This is a genomic window from Methylobacillus draconifructus, assembly GCF_045984385.1.
Taxonomy (GTDB): domain Bacteria; phylum Pseudomonadota; class Gammaproteobacteria; order Burkholderiales; family Methylophilaceae; genus Methylobacillus; species Methylobacillus flagellatus_A.
Window position 1 is genome coordinate 162,783 of record NZ_JBJQIJ010000005.1, and the last position, 15,263, is coordinate 178,045.

Below are 15,263 nucleotides of genomic sequence, written 5' to 3' on the forward strand. Positions count from 1 at the left end.
GTTTATCCTACGACGATGTTGACGAGTTTGTTGGGCACGACGATGATCTTGCGCACGCTGCCCTCGGCCAGGTATTTCTGGATGCTTTCCTGCTGCACGGCCAGGGCCTCGATCGCGGCTTTGTCCAGCGTGCGGGCGACGGTCATGCTGCCGCGCAGCTTGCCGTTGACCTGCAGCATCAGCTCGATCTCATCCTGCACCATGGCGGCCTTGTTGGCAACCGGCCAGCGGGTCTCAATGAGCTGGGTGCCCGGACGCAGTTCCTGCCAGAGCGCATGGCTGATGTGCGGGACGATGGGCGAGAGCAGCAGCACGACGTTTTCCAGCGCTTCCTGGCGGATCGCGCGCGTCGTGGCGTCACTGCCTTCGAGCTTCGCATAGGCGTTCATGAGCTCCATCACCGCGGCTATGGCGGTGTTGAACGCATGGCGGCGGCCGTAGTCGTCGCTGACCTTGTCGATGGTCTGGTGCAATTGGCGGCGGAACGCCTTGAGATCGGCCGAGAGCTCGCCAGTGGTAAATGCTGCCACGATGCCGGATTCGACATGGTTGGCCACGGCAGTCCACACGCGCTTGAGGAAGCGGTGTGCGCCTTCCACTCCCGCATCGGACCATTCCAGGCTTTGCTCGGGCGGTGCCGCGAACATCATGAACAGGCGGGCGGTGTCCGCGCCATAGTTATCGATGAGCTCCTGCGGATCGACCGTATTGCCCTTGGACTTGGACATCTTGCTGCCGTCCTTCAACACCATGCCCTGGGTGAGCAGCTTGGTGAAAGGTTCGTCATGCCGGATCAGGCCGACATCGCGCATGAGCTTGTTGAAGAAGCGCGCATACAGCAGATGCAGGATGGCGTGCTCGATGCCGCCGATGTATTGGTCTACCGGCAGCCAATAGTTGGCGCGTTCGTCCACCATGCTGTCGTTGGCATCGAAACTGGCGTAGCGCGCGAAATACCAGGACGACTCGACGAAGGTGTCCATGGTGTCGGTCTCGCGCGTGGCCTTCTCGCCGCAGCTTGGGCAGGTGGTTTCGTAAAAGGCCGGGTCTTTCTTGATCGGCGAACCCACGCCATCCATGACCACGTCTTCCGGCAGCACGACGGGCAATTGCTCGGCAGGCACCGGCACTTCGCCGCAACTCGGGCAATGCACGATGGGGATGGGGCAGCCCCAGTAGCGCTGGCGCGAGATGCCCCAGTCGCGCAGGCGGTATTGCGTGCGTTTCTTGCCCAGATCCTTGGCGGCCAATGCCGTGGCGATCGCGTCGCTGGCCTGGTTGAAATCCAGCCCGTTGAAATCGCCCGAGTCGAACAGGATGCCATGCTCGGTATAGGCAGCCTGCAAGGGCAGTTCCAGTTCGCTGTGCGCAGGCTTGATGACGGCCTTGATCGGTAGCTTGTACTTGCCGGCGAACTCGAAATCGCGTTCGTCGTGCGCGGGCACTGCCATGACGGCGCCTTCGCCGTAGCTGATCAATACGTAGTTGGCGACCCAGACCGGCAATTTCTCGCCAGTGATGGGGTGCTGCACGAACAGGCCGGAATCCATGCCTTTTTTCTCGGCGGTGGCAAGGTCGGCTTCCGCGACGCTGCCGCGCTTGCATTCGTCGATGAAGTCTTGCAGGGCCGGGTTGTCCTTGGCCGCTTGCGTTGCCAACGCATGTTCGGCGGCAATCGCCACATAGGTGGCGCCCATGAGCGTATCGGGACGGGTGGTGTACACCTTGAGCGTGTCGTTGCCGTTGGCTAGCGGAAATTCCACTTCGCAGCCGTAGCTCTTGCCGATCCAGTTGCGCTGCATGGTCTTGACCTGCTCGGGCCAGCCTTCTAGCTGGTCGAGGTCGGCCAGCAGCTCTTCCGCATAGGCGGTGATCTTCATGAAGTATTGCGGGATGTCGCGCTTCTCGACCAGCGCGCCGGAGCGCCAGCCGCGCCCGTCGATCACTTGCTCGTTGGCAAGCACGGTCTGGTCGACAGGATCCCAGTTGACGGTGGCGGTCTTTTTATAGATCAGGCCCTTTTTGTAGAGCTCGGTGAACAGCCACTGTTCCCAACGGTAATAGTCCGGCTTGCAGGTGGCGATTTCGCGTTGCCAGTCCACGGCCAGGCCCAGGCTCTTGAGCTGGCCCTTCATGTGTTCGATGTTGCTGTAGGTCCAGCCCGCGGGCGCGACGTTGTTCTTGATCGCGGCATTCTCGGCGGGCAGGCCGAAAGCGTCCCAGCCCATCGGCTGCATGACGTTGTAGCCGCGCATGCGGTGGAAACGGCTCAGCACATCGCCGATGGTGTAGTTGCGCACGTGTCCCATATGCAGCTTGCCGGACGGGTAGGGGAACATGGACAGGCAGTAATACTTTGGCTTGTCCGATTGTTCGGTGGCGGTGAATGTGGCGTTGGATTCCCAATACTGTTGTGCTTGTTGCTCGATGTCACGGAATGGATACTGCTGCTGCATGATGGCTGGGCGTCTGGATTAAGAGTTCGGAAAGCAAAATTATACCTGAAGCCGCGTCCTTTTCCTGAAGTTAGGCATTCAATGATGCTGTTTGCCGCATGGATGGCTTCTTGTGCCGATACGCATGGTGGACATTGTTTTTCAATGCCGGGAAATGAATCAGGTATCAATTGGAAATTTTATTATTCCTTGTTTATTGAGGCAGTTAACGACTTGGTCAAGGCAATGCTTTAAAGAATTACACCTTCCGAGCCGTAGGAAGGTGTATCAATCCTTGTAAAGGGTATAGAGAGTATGCGGAACAGTCGTTCAGCAGGTTGCGCATGAAGAGTGAATGAAGGGGTCGGTAATATGAAGTTTTCAGATATCAGGATCGGGACACGCCTGGGCGCCGGGTTTGCCGCGATCTTGCTGTTGATGGTGATCATGGTGGCCTTTGGCCTGGCCCAGCTTGGAAGTGTCGGGGAGACTGCCAAGCGAGTGGTGGAGACAGAGCTCAAGAAGGAAAGGCTCACGGCTGAGTGGGTTGCGAATGCCACCCAGAACGGATTGCGAACACTGGCTGCGATCAAAACCCCGGATTCGGCAATGTATGAAATGTATTCGAAGCAGATCGCTGAAGTTGCCGAGGCCAATGATGGTTTAAGGCAACAGCTTGAAGCGTTGCTGGTCAAGCCTGAAGGCAAGGCCAGGTTCGTCGATGCCAAGGATAAGGCCGCTGCCTATGGAGCGATTCGGGATCGGTTGCTGCAGTTGAGGAAGGAGGGATCTGAGGCATCGCTTATTGATAAGGAGGTGCAGGAGCTGTTCTTGCCGGCGCGCAGGGCTTATTTTGACAGTATGAATGATTTGCTTCAGTTCGAGCGGCAGGTAATCGATGAGGCCGGTACAGATATCCAGCAGGTGAAAAACTCCAGCAGCATATTATTGCTGGTAATCGGCGTGATTGCCGTGGTGCTGGGGGCCTTTTTTGCCTGGAGGCTATCGCTTGGTATTACCCAGCCGCTTGCCAAGGCTGTGCAACTGGCTGAAACGGTGGCGGCAGGAGACTTGACCAGCACGCTAGTCGTCGATTCAAAGGATGAAATAGGGCAGCTGTTGAATGCGCTTAAATCCATGAACGACAACCTGGCCAAGATTGTCGGCGAAGTGCGGGGCGGAACGGAGACGATTGCAACCGCTTCCTCGCAAATCGCATCGGGCAACCTGGATTTGTCATCGCGTACCGAGGAGCAGGCGAGTTCATTGGAGGAGACTGCCTCCGCCATGGAGGAGTTGACCTCCACCGTGAAGCAGAATGCGGACAATGCACGGCAGGCCAACCAATTGGCGGCTTCTGCCTCGGGGATTGCCGTGCAGGGTGGCGATGTCGTAGCACAGGTGATTGCGACCATGCAGTCCATCAGCGAATCTTCCAAGCGTATTGCGGACATCATCGGCGTGATCGATGGCATTGCTTTCCAGACCAACATCCTGGCCTTGAATGCAGCGGTGGAGGCAGCGCGTGCAGGTGAGCAGGGACGTGGGTTCGCCGTGGTGGCGAGCGAAGTGCGCAGCCTGGCACAACGCTCAGCCAATGCGGCCAAGGAGATCAAGGAGTTGATTACCGACTCGGTGGAAAGCGTCGATGCCGGCAGCCGGCTGGTGGAGCAGGCGGGCGCGACGATGAAGGACGTGGTGCAGAGCGTGCAGCGCGTGACCGATATCGTCAGTGAGATCAGCGCGGCCAGCCATGAGCAGAGCACGGGGATTGAGCAGGTGAACCAGGCTATCGGCCAGATGGATGAAGTCACCCAGCAGAATGCGGCCCTGGTCGAGGAGGCGGCAGCAGCTTCGCAGTCATTGCAGGACCAGGCAGCGAGTCTTGCCGAAGTTGTTGGCGTATTCAAGGTGAGCGGCGTGCAAGCCAGGGCGGTAGCTGCGCGTAGTGCCAGCAAGCCCAAGCCAGTGGCTGCAGCCCAAGCCAGGGTAGCGACGGCTCCCAAGCCTGTTGCGAGAGCCAAGGCATTGATCCCTGTGATGCCTGCGGCGGCAGGTATTGCAGATGAGTGGGCGGAATTCTAGCAGGCGCAAACGATAAAAAAAGCCGAACAATAAATGTTCGGCTTTTTTTATCGCTGCAACCAGGATATCAGAAGCGGTTGCCTGGTTTGGTTACTTACCCAGTGCCTGCAGGACTTGTTCACGAATTTTGCCGACCTCGCCCAAGCCTGAAATGCGCACATATTTCGGGGCATTGGCCGTGCCGTCCGCGGCCCAGCTGGAATAGTAGTCCACCAGGGGCTTAGTCTGGCTGTGGTAAACCTCCAGGCGCTTGGCGACGGTTTCTTCCTTGTCGTCGTCGCGTTGAACCAGGTCTTCGCCCGTGACGTCGTCCTTGCCGGGGACTTTGGGCGGATTGAAGACTACATGGTAGGTCCGGCCCGATGGCAGGTGGGTTCGGCGCCCGCTCATGCGCTTGATGATTTCTTCATCGGGCACGTCAATTTCAACCACGTAGTCGATGTCGACCCCAGCCTGCTTCATGGCCTCGGCCTGGGGAATGGTGCGGGGGAAACCGTCGAACAGGAAGCCTTGCTGACAGTCGGCATCCTTGATGCGTTCCTTGACGAGGCCGATGATGACGTCATCGGGGACCAGGCCGCCGGAATCCATATAACGCTTGGCTTCCAGGCCAAGCTGGGTGCCCGCCTTCACCGCGGCGCGCAGCATGTCGCCGGTGGAGATTTGCGGGATGTCGAATGCTTCCTTGATGAAGGTGGCCTGGGTGCCCTTGCCCGCACCAGGTGCGCCTAATAGTATGACTCTCATGTGGTCTCCTCTTTTCAATCCGGCATTATATCAGCCGTCTTTCATGTCGCCAGATGGTTGGCGATGGCAACGAATTCGGCTGGTGAAATATTTTCCGCCCGCAATTGCGGATCAATGCCGAGCGCTGCAAAACCGGCATCGTCGAGCAGGCCCTTGAGCGTGTTGCGCAACGTTTTGCGGCGCTGGGAAAATGCCGCAGTGACGACCTTGGCGAAGAGGGCTTCGTCCTTGGCCGGATGAGGCAGGACGGCATAGGGCGTCGCGCGCACGAATGCCGACTCCACCTTGGGCGCCGGGTCGAAGGCCTCGGGCGGCACGGTGAGCAGGTATTCCATCTGCAGCCGGTACTGCAGCATCACGGAAAGCCGGCCATATGCCGCACTGGAAGGGGCCGCCACCATACGCTCCACGACCTCTTTCTGCAACATGAAATGCATGTCGATGATGTGCGGCACATTGTCGAGCAGGTGGAACAGGATTGGGGTGGAAATGTTGTAGGGCAGGTTGCCTACGACACGAAGCCGGTCATTGATACTGCCGAAGTCGAACTTGAGCGCGTCGCTGGCATGGATGGTGAGCTTGCCCTGCGGGTAATGGCCTTGCATCCACTCGATGATGTCGCGGTCGATTTCCACCACGTGCAGGTGCGGCAGGCGTTGCAGCAATGGCTGCGTCATGGCGCCCAGACCCGGGCCGATCTCTACCATGCAGTCTCCCGCCTGCGGGGAAATGGCTTCGATCAGGCTGTTGATAATGGCGCGGTCAGTGAGGAAATTCTGGCCGAAGCGTTTTTTTGCGACGTGCTTCATAGTGGTTGTGTACGGTTTTCAGCCAATGTGATGGCGAGTTGGATGGCGCTGAGCAAGCTGCTGATCTCGATATTGCCCTTGCCTGCGAGGTCTAGCGCCGTGCCATGGTCGACCGAGGTGCGGATCATCGGCAACCCCAGCGTGACATTGACGCCTGCGCCGAAGCTGGCATGCTTGAGCACGGGCAGGCCTTGGTCGTGGTACATCGCGAGCACGCAGTCGCCTTGCGCCAGATTGTGTTGGGTGAATAAAGTATCGGCAGGCAAGGGGCCTTTCAATTGCATGCCCTCCTGCCGCAGCTTTTCCAGCACCGGGCCGATGGTGGTGATTTCCTCCGTCCCCAGGTGGCCGCCTTCTCCCGCATGGGGATTCAGGCCTGTGACCAGGATGCGCGGGTTTGCGATGCCGAATTTGCGAACCAGGTCATGATGCAGGATGCGGATCGTGGTTTCCAGGCTTTCTTGCGTAATGGCCCGGCTGACTTCGGCCAGCGGCAGGTGCGTGGTAGCTAGCGCAACGCGTAGTCCGCCGCCGACCAGCATCATGACGACTTGCGGCGTATGGGTGCGCTCGGCCAGGAACTCCGTATGGCCGGTAAAGGCAATGCCCGCATCATTGATGACGCCCTTGTGCACGGGGGCAGTGACCATGGCGTCGAATTCGCCTTGCATGCAACCGTCAATCGCGCGTTTCAGCGTATGCAGGACATAGGCGCCATTGCGTGGATCGAGCCGCCCGGCTGTAACGGGCGTTGTACAGGACTGATGCAATACGGTGAGCTGGGATTGTCCGTGATGCGGCGCCCAATGGGCCGGGTCATAGGTATGCAGGTGCAGCGGCAGATTCAATGCGCCGGCACGCGATGCTAGCACGTCGCGGTCGGCAATCACGGCAAGGCGGCACGGCAGGGGTCGGGCTGCCAGCATGACGCACAAGTCAATCCCGATCCCGGCGGGCTCGCCAGCGGTGACGGCAATGCGGGGCAGTGTCTCCAAGATTCCAGCCTAGTATTTGTCTTCCAGGCGGTATTCCACATAGGCGCGGTCGCGCAATTCGCCGAGCCAGTCCTGGAAAGCGTCGTCGGCCTTGCGGGCGCGGATTTCCTGCCGTGCCTTGAGCCGTGCGGATTCCTGCGTCATATCCTGTTTGCGCCGCTCGAGCACTTGCAGGATGTGCCAGCCGAACGGGGTGCGCACCGGGGCGCTGATCTGGTTGATTTCCAGTGCGTTCATGGCTTGCTCGAACGGAGGAACGGTGTCGCCCGGGTTGGTCCAGCCAAGGTCGCCGCCATTGTTGGCGGAGGCATCTTCCGAATACTGGCGCGCCAGTTCGGCAAAGTCGGCGCCATGATCCAGGCGCTCCTTGATGGAGTTGATTTTCTGCTCCGCCTCTAGCTCTGACACCACTTCGCTGAGTTTGATGAGGATATGGCGCACATGGGTCTGGTCCACCACGAGCGGGGAACTGCCGCCTCGGCGGTTGAGCAGCTTGAGGATGTGGTAGCCATTGGGGCTGCGCAGCACAGGAGACAGCTGGCCAGGCTGCAGGGCTTGCAAAGCGTCTGCGAACAATGAAGGCAGCTGGGACGAGGTCTTCCAGCCAAGCATCCCGCCTTCCAGCGCATTGGGCGCGTCGGAGTATCCTGCGGACACCTGGCCAAAGTCCGCGCCGTCCTGCAGCTCCTTCAAGGCGGTTTCGGCCTTGGCCTTGAGTTTCTGCAATTCTTCGGGCGTGCCTTCCTCGGGCGCGCGGACCAGGATATGAGCAACCTCGAACTCGTCCTGTATATCGGTGCGCGAGGATTGGGTGGTCAGGAAGTTGTCGATTTCCGACTCCGTGACGTTTACGCGGTTGTCGACTTCGCGCTCACGCAGGCGGGCGAGGATGATTTCGTTGCGGATATCTTCCCTGAATTTGCGGTAGGGAATGCCTTCGGACTCCAGCGCCTTGCGGAACTCACCGGTGCTGAGCTTGTTCTGTTCCGCAATGCGCTCTATGGTCTTGTCGAGTTGCGCATCGTCCACGCGCAAACCGGTCTGCGCTGCATATTGCAGTTGCAGCCTGTCATTAATGAGGCGCTCCAGGATCTGTTTTTGCAACACTTCCCGCGGGGGAAGCTGAGTGCCTTGTTTTTCCAGTTGGGCGGTGACGGTCTGGATGCGGTCGGCCAGTTCCTTTTCAGTGATCACGCCTTGGTCGACGATGGCGACAATGCGGTCCATCTTGGCGATCTCTGCCGCCATGACGGGGATGCTGAAGAGAAAAAATAGAGCGATCAGGCCATGCCTGGCGATAGTCTTGAAAACGTGATTGTGCATAAGATAGTTACTGGTAGGAGTCCGGGATCAGGCTGGAGCTAGTATAGCCGGGAATGGCGCGGTTAAGAAGTTTGAGCGGGTTCTGGCCGATGGACGCCAGGCCGCCCAGCTCGAGCTGGAAATAAAGTGCATAGTTGGCATCCGCCGTCGCGGTGGACACGCGCTGCATGACGGTCCTGGCCTGCCAGCAGCCAGCATCGTATTCCAGGCCGGCAATGCCTTCGATCGGCTGGTTCTCGCGCAAGGAATAATTCCAGCGCCCGAGTCCGTACCAGCCCTTGCCCAGCGGCCACTGGCCGGAAAGGTTGATCTGCTCGAGACGGTCTTCGGTATAGCGGTAGCCGATATTGAGCGTCTTGCCGGGTTCCGGGTTGTAGCGCGCGCTGATGTTGTTGCGCACGTAAACGCTGCGGTCCGTGTTGTACTGGCCGAAGATGTCGATGTTCCAGTTGTTGAGCAGGCGGGCGGTAATCTCGCCGATGATGTCGGAAGTGTCGCCGGAGCGCGGGTTGACGCCGGGCAGATAGACTTTTTCGTCGGCAAAGTAATAGCGTTGGCCTACCGTCACGGCCAAGCGCTGTTCGCCGGTCTTCTTGCTGATCATGCGGCTCGTGAATGCCAGGGTCAGCTGATTGGCATTATTGATACGGTCCTGGCCCGTGAACTGGTTCTCCAGGAATAAGGAGCCCATGTTCAAGTCCGAGATGCTGGAATCATAAACAGGTATCAGCGACTGGTCGCGATACGGCACGTAAACATAGTACAGGCGCGGTTCCAGGGTCTGCGTGTAGCGGTTCTTGACAATGCGTACGTCGCGGTCGAAGTAGAGGCCGCTGTCTATGCTGAATATCGGCAAAGTGCGGCTTTGCGATTGATACGCACTGTCCATAGTGAGATTGCCGTCGCTGTCGTAGAGCTTGAAATCGCCATTGTCCACTTGGTACTGGGTGTAATGCAGTCCCAGTTTGGGGGTGATATACCCATAGGGGCGCGCCATGGGCAGGCTGATGCTGGGATAGGCCACTAGGCGTTTACCTGTCACTAGCGTGTCCAATGCACCGCCGCTCAATGTGGCCCGTGTGCTGATGGCATCATTGTCACGGTCAAAATTTGCCCATTGCGTGAACAGCTTGACATCGAACGGCCCCCATTCGTTGTCGCCCGTCAGCGTGAGTTGCGGCAGGCGTTGCAGCGGATAGTTGAGCCCGTCCAATGTCTGGTACTTCTGCACCAAGGCGTTGAAGGTCCAGTTTTCATCGGCATAATTCACGTAAGCCTGTTGTGGCAGGTTCACCCGGCTGGTGGTGACGATGCGGGTGGACATTTCGGAGAAGTATTTGTCATCCGATACTTTTTCCAGGTTGTAGGCCGCCGTCCAGCCATTGTGGAAGTTGTGCAGGTGGGCGAACTTGGCATAGTAGCGGTTTTCGCCGGTACTGGTGTCGCTGGGTAAATACTCGATATTGGCTGTGCCCTGGTAGTTCTCGTTCAGGTAGCGGAACTCGCCCTGGTACTGCATGCCGCGCTTACTGAGGAAGCGGGTGCCTATCGTGGCGTCCATGTCGGGCGCAATATTCCAGTAGAACGGCACCAGGAATTCGAAACCGCTACGGCTGGTGGTGCCCCAGGTGGGAGCCAGAAAGCCGGATTTCCGCTGGTTCAGGAAGGAAAAATTGATCCAGGGCGTCCACAGGATAGGTACGCCCTGGAATTCCACGCGCGCATTGCGCGCCGTGCCGGTTTTCGTGTAGTCGTCAAGTTCCAGTTCCTTGGCGCGGATATACCAGTCGTCCACGTTTGCTTCGCAGGTGGTATAGCGTGCATCCTTCAGACGCTTGCGGTCGGGGCCTTCGAATACCACGCCGGAGGCATCGCCACGAGATGCGCCTTGTTTACGACTCAACCCTGGAGCGTAACCGCTCTCCTCAATATTCTGCTGTGTCAGAGGCGTGGTGTTATTGGAGTTGTAGATGAGGTTGTCGTTATCTTGCCGCTTATTGCCGGCAGTGCCGAATTGCGGCATGTTGGCGAACTGCGAATCGAGTTCGAAGGTCGGGCTTTTCATTTCACCGGTGCTTTCTGCCGGATTCATGCGCAACTCGGGGCCCTTGATGCGCCCTCCCTTGGTCTCCAGGCGGACATTGCCGATCACGTGCAGATATTCATTCTGCACGTCATACTCTATGGTGTCGCCATGCACTTTCTGCTGTCCAGTGGCCAATGAAGCATTGCCAATGGACTTGAGCTTGCGGTCCAGGTAGACCTGCACCTTGTCGCCTTCTATGATGATGGCGTCCGGATCCGGCAGGTCTTCAGAGGGGGTGCTGCTGGCTTCTGTATCCGGGCCGTCTTCGGCATAAGCGTGGCCAAGTCCCAGGCAAACAAGCGCGACAAGAAAAGTGATGGGGCGAATTTTCACAATGATTCAGTGGTGGCGAGGCTTTAAGTAAGCGCGTGTTTGTTTTATGGGTGATAAAATCGCATAATTTGCTGCTTTAAGCAATCCATAAATCGCTTGTGACATCGCTTTGTGGTTGAATTAAAAGAAGTTTAAATTTTCCGGCATATTGTAAATGTGCCTGGTTTCATTTTGCATGATCATTTTTAATGAGTGCATTATTCTAGGATGAATCGTTCGTGTCGCGCCTTGATCAATTGAATGGCTGGCTCAGCCAGGTACTGCAGGGGAAGCCGCATCATCTGACTGCAGCTTCTGCCGACGCCAGTTTCCGGCATTATTTCCGTGTCCATCTTGCCGACGGCGCTACCTTGGTTGCCATGGATGCGCCTCCGCCGCAGGAAGATTGCCGGCCGTTCGTGAAGGTGGCGGCCTTGTTCGAGCAGGCCGGGCTCAATGTGCCCAAGGTGCTGGCGCAGGATGTGGAGAACGGCTTCCTGCTGTTGACCGACCTGGGCACCCAGACATTCCTCGATGTGCTCAATGAGGATAATGCGGATGCCTTGTTCCGCGATGCGATTGACGCCCTGGTGACATGGCAACTGGCCAGCAAGCCGGGTGTGCTGCCTGAATACGATGAAGCCTTGCTGCGGCGCGAGCTGGGCCTGTTCCCGGACTGGTATGTGGCACGGCACCTGAATATCGAATTGAGCGAATCGCAGCGCGGCACGCTGGAAAACGCCTTCAGCACCATCGTGCGCTACAACCTGGCCCAGCCATCGGTTTACGTGCATCGCGACTATATGCCGCGCAACCTGATGATCAGCAGCCCTTCGCCGGGCATCCTCGATTTCCAGGACGCGGTATACGGCCCGATCAGCTACGACGTGGCCTCGCTTTTCAAGGACGCCTTCATCAGCTGGGAAGAAGAGCGCGTATTGGATGGCGCAATCCGCTATTGGGAAAAGGCGCGCAAGGCCGGTTTGCCGGTGCGGCCGGACTTCGGCGACTTCTACCGCGATTTCGAGTGGATGGGCTTGCAGCGCCACCTCAAGGTGCTGGGGATATTCGCGCGTATCAATTATCGCGACGGAAAGCCCAAGTATCTTGCCGATACGCCGCGCTTCATGAACTATGTGCGTCAAGTCTGTGTCCGTTATGGTGAGCTCAAGCCTTTATTGCGCCTGCTGGACGAACTGGAAAAGCGCGAATCCCAATTCGGCTATACCTTCTGATGGAGACCATACCGTCTTGAAAGCCATGATTCTTGCCGCAGGCCGTGGCGAACGCATGCGGCCGCTGACCGACACGACGCCCAAACCCCTGCTGCAGGTCGGCGGCAAGCCGCTCATCGTCTGGCACCTGGAGCGCTTGGCAGAGGCGGGTTTCAAGGATGTCGTCATCAACCATGCGCACCTGGGGCAGCAAATAGAAAGCACCCTCGGGGACGGCGGGCGTTGGGGCTTGTCCATTTCTTACTCTCCCGAGCAGGTCGCGCTGGAAACGGCAGGCGGCATTGCCAACGCGCTGCCCTTGCTCGGGGACGAACCGTTTCTCGTGGTCAACGGCGACGTGTTCTGCGATATTGATTTCGCGCAGTTGCGCGATGGCTTGCGTCCCGGCCACCTGGCGTACCTCGCCCTGGTGGACAATCCGCCGCAGCATGCAAATGGCGACTTTGCGCTGGACGACGGCAAACTGCTGGTGGACGGCCGCAACCGGCTGACTTTCTCGGGCGTGGCCGTTTATGACCCTGCCTTGTTCAAGGGCGTAGTGCGGGGCGATGTCGCCAAACTGGCTCCCTTGCTGAAGGAAGCCATCATGCGAGACCAGGCTGCAGCTTTCCACCATCAGGGCGTCTGGCACGACATCGGCACGCCGGAGCGGCTGCAAAGCTTAGACCAGCAGCTGCGCCAGCAGGCATGAACGCCATCATCATTAATCACGAGCCTTATGGAGCGCACTTGTCATCGTGCCAGTTGAAACAGTGAAAATCGAAGAATTCAAGGCGCGCAGACAGGCGCTGATGCAGAAGATGGTTCATGGCGTGGCGGTTATTCCCACTGCAGCCGAGGCGGTTCGTAACCGCGATAGCCATTATCCCTACCGCTTCGACAGTTATTTCTATTACCTGACCGGGTTTGAAGAACCTGAGGCGGTCGTATTGCTCGTTGCCGGTGAAGCTCCCAAAAGCATCCTGTTCTGCCGCGACAAGGACATCGAGCGTGAAATCTGGGATGGATTCCGTCACGGCCCTTCAGGCGCGCGCGAGGTCTTCGGGTTGGACGAGGCATACAGCATCAGCGAGCTCGACCAGCGCGTGGGCGAATATCTTGCCAACCAGCCGCAGCTGTTTTTTGCGCTTGGCGCCGACCCGGCCTGGGATCAGAGGCTCGGCGGCTGGCTGAAGCACCTTGCCAGCCAGGCGCGCAGCGGCATTGCCGCTCCTGCTGCGATTGTCGATGTGCGCCGCCTGCTGGACGACATGCGCTTGATCAAGTCCCCTTATGAGCTGGAACTGATGCGCAAGGCCGCAAAAATCACGGTGGATGCGCATAAGCGCGCCATGCAGAAGGCTAGGCCGGGCATGATGGAGTACGAAGTCGAGGCGGAGATACTCCATGAATTCTACCGGCATGGCAGCCGTGCCCCCGCCTATACCTCCATCGTGGCCGGCGGCGGCAATGCCTGCGTGCTGCATTACGTCACCAACAAGAACAAGCTCGAGGATGGCGACCTGCTGTTGATCGATGCCGGATGCGAATTGGAGGGATATGCCGCCGACATTACGCGCACCTTTCCCGTGAACGGCAAGTTCAGTGCCGTGCAAAAGGATATTTATGAGCTGGTGCTGGCCGCCCAGGAGGCGGCGATTGCGCAAGTCAGGCCCGGCCGGCACTGGAATGCGCCGCATGAGGCCGCACTGAATGTATTGGTGCAGGGCCTGATCGATTTCGGTTTGTGCCAGGGATCATTGGACGGCGTGCTGGAGTCGGGCGATTACCGGCGCTTCTATATGCACCGCACGGGCCATTGGCTCGGCCTGGACGTGCATGATGCGGGAGAGTACAAGCAGGCGGACGGCGCCTGGCGCCCATTGCAGCCGGGCATGGCACTGACGGTGGAGCCGGGCTGCTACATCCGGCCGGCGGAGAACGTGCCGGAGCATTTCTGGAATATCGGCATCCGCATCGAGGACAATGCGGTCGTTACCGCAGACGGCCATGAAATCACCACGGCAGCCGCGCCGAAAACCGTGCAGGAAATCGAGGACTGGATGGCGGAATCATGAGCATGGCGGCGGAACACGACCTGTTGATCGTGGGGGGCGGTCCGGTCGGGACCACCCTGGCTCTGGCCCTGCAATGTAAGGGCATCGATGCGACCGTGCTAGAGGCGCGCGCCTGCGGGGCCGCACACCATGACCAGCGCGCCTTGGCATTATCCTACGGCAGCATCCTGATTCTTGAACGCCTTGGCTTGTGGGCCGGGCTCAAGCCCAAGGCGACGGCCATCGATACCATTCATGTGTCACAACGCGGCAGCCTTGGGCGCAGCCTGCTCAAGGCCGAGGATCACGGCCAGCCAGCGCTGGGCTACGTGCTTTCTTACGGAGACCTTTCTGCCGCATTGGATGGGGCAATCCAGCAGTTTCCCGGCATCCAGGTGCACTACGAGGCAGAGGCGCTTGCCATCCGGCCGAACCGTGAAGCGGCGCAGGTTGAATACCGATACCAGGCGCAAACATATTCCAGTAAAAGCAGGATGGCGGTGCTGGCGGATGGCGGACGCAGTTTGGCGGACATTCCCGGCCTGGAGCGTGAAACCAAGCATTACGGGCATGATGCGCTGGTGAGCAAGGTCTCGTGCGAGCTGCCTCATGACAACATTGCCTACGAGCGCTTCACGCCGGCCGGGCCGGTGGCATTGCTGCCGAATGGCGACCGGGATTTCTCCCTGGTCTGGACTGGCAAGGCGGAGGAAGTGCAAGCGCTCCTGGCGCTGGATGACGTTGCCTTTCTGGAAGCCTTGCATACCCATTTCGGCGACCGGGTCGGGCGCTTCCTCACTGTGGGCAAACGTCTCAGCTTCCCGCTCAAGCTGTCCTACCTCAAGCCCGTCACGGCGCCGCATCTTACGGTGATCGGCAATGCGGCCCAGACCATGCACCCGGTCGCTGGGCAGGGGTTCAACGTCGGCATGCGGGATGCCTGGGAGCTGGCGCAATTGCTGGCGCAAACGCCGCTTGACGAATGGGGCATGGACGGGATGATGCAGGCCTACCAGGCTAGCCGCAAGGCGGATACCCGCGGCGGTTTGCTGTTCACCGACTTTCTCGTCAACGTGTTCTCCAACGATATCGTCGGCTTGCGCAAGATCCGCTCGCTGGGATTGGGCCTGCTGGACATGGTGCCGTTGGCCAAGCAGCACCTGGTCAGCAAGATGAGCTTCGGGCCCAAGGGTTAACATG

Annotated in this window: 12 protein-coding genes; 6 read left to right on the forward strand and 6 right to left on the reverse strand. The window is 58.9% G+C overall.

Annotated features, from left to right (window positions below):
• Nucleotides 1-2 precede the first annotated feature (2 nt).
• Complete coding sequence (gene leuS, locus ACKF11_RS12355) at nucleotides 3-2,456, reverse strand: leucine--tRNA ligase (protein WP_407997281.1); 2,454 nt, start codon at nucleotides 2,454-2,456, stop codon at nucleotides 3-5.
• 81 nt (nucleotides 2,457-2,537) lie between these two features.
• Here leuS and ACKF11_RS12360 point away from each other — a divergent pair, with 81 nt between their 5' ends.
• Both ACKF11_RS12360 and ACKF11_RS12365 read left to right on the forward strand, forming a co-directional pair.
• On the forward strand, nucleotides 2,538-2,690 hold the full coding sequence (locus tag ACKF11_RS12360) for a hypothetical protein (protein WP_407997282.1): 153 nt from the start codon (nucleotides 2,538-2,540) through the stop codon (nucleotides 2,688-2,690).
• 117 nt (nucleotides 2,691-2,807) lie between these two features.
• A complete protein-coding gene (locus tag ACKF11_RS12365) occupies nucleotides 2,808-4,520 on the forward strand; it encodes a methyl-accepting chemotaxis protein (RefSeq protein WP_407997283.1) in 1,713 nt (570 codons plus the stop codon).
• Between the two features lie 90 nt (nucleotides 4,521-4,610).
• On the opposite strand, the gene adk is transcribed toward ACKF11_RS12365, so the two are convergent.
• Genes adk through ACKF11_RS12390 form a run of 5 tightly spaced genes read right to left on the reverse strand, consistent with a single transcriptional unit; the run spans nucleotide 4,611 to nucleotide 10,813 of the window.
• Nucleotides 4,611-5,267, reverse strand: coding sequence for an adenylate kinase (adk, locus tag ACKF11_RS12370; RefSeq protein ID WP_407997284.1), 657 nt, complete (start codon nucleotides 5,265-5,267; stop codon nucleotides 4,611-4,613).
• 41 nt (nucleotides 5,268-5,308) lie between these two features.
• On the reverse strand, nucleotides 5,309-6,076 hold the full coding sequence (rsmA, locus tag ACKF11_RS12375; RefSeq protein ID WP_407997285.1) for a 16S rRNA (adenine(1518)-N(6)/adenine(1519)-N(6))-dimethyltransferase RsmA: 768 nt from the start codon (nucleotides 6,074-6,076) through the stop codon (nucleotides 5,309-5,311).
• The gene (gene pdxA, locus ACKF11_RS12380; protein WP_407997328.1) at nucleotides 6,073-7,074 is read right to left on the reverse strand and encodes a 4-hydroxythreonine-4-phosphate dehydrogenase PdxA; all 1,002 of its coding nucleotides are present in this window, start codon (nucleotides 7,072-7,074) and stop codon (nucleotides 6,073-6,075) included. Before pdxA ends, rsmA begins: the two co-directional genes overlap by 4 nt.
• A gap of 6 nt (nucleotides 7,075-7,080) precedes the next feature.
• A complete protein-coding gene (locus tag ACKF11_RS12385) occupies nucleotides 7,081-8,394 on the reverse strand; it encodes a peptidylprolyl isomerase (RefSeq protein WP_407992993.1) in 1,314 nt (437 codons plus the stop codon).
• 7 nt (nucleotides 8,395-8,401) lie between these two features.
• A complete protein-coding gene (locus ACKF11_RS12390) occupies nucleotides 8,402-10,813 on the reverse strand; it encodes an LPS-assembly protein LptD (RefSeq protein WP_407997286.1) in 2,412 nt (803 codons plus the stop codon).
• A gap of 218 nt (nucleotides 10,814-11,031) precedes the next feature.
• Between ACKF11_RS12390 and ACKF11_RS12395 the strand changes: the two genes are divergently transcribed.
• Genes ACKF11_RS12395 through ACKF11_RS12410 form a run of 4 tightly spaced genes read left to right on the forward strand, consistent with a single transcriptional unit; the run spans nucleotide 11,032 to nucleotide 15,259 of the window.
• Nucleotides 11,032-12,027: an aminoglycoside phosphotransferase family protein gene (locus ACKF11_RS12395; protein WP_407997287.1), complete on the forward strand. Its 996-nt coding sequence runs from the start codon at nucleotides 11,032-11,034 to the stop codon at nucleotides 12,025-12,027.
• Between the two features lie 25 nt (nucleotides 12,028-12,052).
• Nucleotides 12,053-12,718 carry an N-acetylmuramate alpha-1-phosphate uridylyltransferase MurU gene (gene murU / locus ACKF11_RS12400; RefSeq protein ID WP_407997329.1) on the forward strand — a complete coding sequence of 222 codons (666 nt, stop codon included), beginning with the start codon at nucleotides 12,053-12,055 and terminating at the stop codon, nucleotides 12,716-12,718.
• A gap of 46 nt (nucleotides 12,719-12,764) precedes the next feature.
• Entirely contained in the window at nucleotides 12,765-14,084 is a 1,320-nt protein-coding gene (pepP, locus tag ACKF11_RS12405) for a Xaa-Pro aminopeptidase (protein ID WP_407997288.1), read from the forward strand.
• A 2-nt stretch (nucleotides 14,085-14,086) separates the two neighbouring features.
• A complete protein-coding gene (locus tag ACKF11_RS12410; RefSeq protein WP_407997330.1) occupies nucleotides 14,087-15,259 on the forward strand; it encodes an FAD-dependent monooxygenase in 1,173 nt (390 codons plus the stop codon).
• The last annotated feature ends 4 nt before the right edge of the window (nucleotides 15,260-15,263 follow it).